The 1,113-nt window shown below is 61.1% G+C and carries 3 protein-coding genes; all 3 read right to left on the bottom strand.

Translation table 11 applies throughout. From position 1 onward, the window contains the following. Positions 1-365, bottom strand: a 365-nt coding sequence (locus HX846_RS23640) for a dioxygenase (protein ID WP_306173145.1), incomplete at its 3' end; no start/stop codon positions are given. 42 nt (positions 366-407) lie between these two features. Continuing rightward, the gene (gene catC, locus HX846_RS23635; protein ID WP_003212310.1) at positions 408-698 is read right to left on the bottom strand and encodes a muconolactone Delta-isomerase; all 291 of its coding nucleotides are present in this window, start codon (positions 696-698) and stop codon (positions 408-410) included. A 16-nt stretch (positions 699-714) separates the two neighbouring features. Continuing rightward, positions 715-1,113, bottom strand: a 399-nt coding sequence (locus HX846_RS23630) for an enolase C-terminal domain-like protein (protein ID WP_306173144.1), incomplete at its 5' end; no start/stop codon positions are given.

Genomic DNA, 1,113 nt, shown 5'->3' with positions numbered 1-1,113 from the left:
CGCGCCTCGAACTTGGACAGCGGCGCACCGGCCACATACAGCGGGCCTTCGATGGTGCGCGGGGTGCCGCCGGATTTGCCGGCTTCCTCGTCCGCCGCGTCCATCAGCATGTCCAGGTAATGCTCCAGGCCCAACCCTGCCGCGAGCAAGCCGGCTTCCTGGTTCTTGCCCAGTTCGTTGAGGTAGTTGACCGCCTTCCAGAACTCTTCCGGGGTCACTTCCAGGTCTTCGATGATGTTCACCGTGTCCCGCAGGATCCGGTAGATCAGCGCCTTGGCCCGTGGGTTGCCGCCGTCGTTAAGGTTGCCGCTGGCTTCTTCGAGAAACTGTTGGGCGTGAGCAGTCTGGGAAAGTCGGATGGTCATGGTGCAATCCTCATCTTGTAATTATTAGGTGAAAAAACAGACTCAGCGATCATCCTCACGGATCGACGATGGATGCCGGCACAGGGCATTCACTTCGATGGCCATGTAAGGATAAAGCGGCAGTTGCATCAACAGGTCATGCAGTTCCTGCACGCTGTCGACATCGAACACGCTGTAGTTGGCGTACAGCCCGGCGATGCGCCACAGGTGGCGCCATTTGCCTTGCTCCTGCAGCCGCTGGGAGAAGGCTTTTTCTTCAGCCTTGAGGCCGGCAGCGCGCTCGGGGTTCATGTCGACTGGCAGGTTCACGGTCATTTTTACGTGGAACAACATCGCAGGTGTCCTCTTGTTAGTTATCGCGACGGAAGAACGCCAGGCGCTCTTCATCGATGGCCAGGCCCAGGCCCGGAGCGGTGGAGACATGCAGGTGGAAATCGCGGTACACCAGCGGCTCGGCGAGGATGTCTTCGGTGAGCAGCAGCGGGCCGAACAGCTCGGTGTCCCACGCCAGTTTGTTCAAGGTGAGAAAGGCATGGGCCGAGGCCAGGGTGCCGATACCGCCTTCAAGCATGGTGCCGCCGTACAGGCCGATACCCGCCGCTTCGGCAATCGCTGCGGTGCGCAATACCGCACGCGGCCCGCCGTTTTTGGCGATCTTCAGGGCGAACACCGAGGCCGCGCCTTCGCGGGCCAGGTTGAAGGCATCTTCCACGCATTCGATGGACTCGTCGGCCATGATCGGCGCCGG

Source organism: Pseudomonas sp. K5002 (genome assembly GCF_013386655.1).
Taxonomy (GTDB): domain Bacteria; phylum Pseudomonadota; class Gammaproteobacteria; order Pseudomonadales; family Pseudomonadaceae; genus Aquipseudomonas.
The sequence above is the reverse complement of the archived record's forward strand: the minus strand, read 5'-3'. Positions and strand labels throughout refer to the sequence as shown.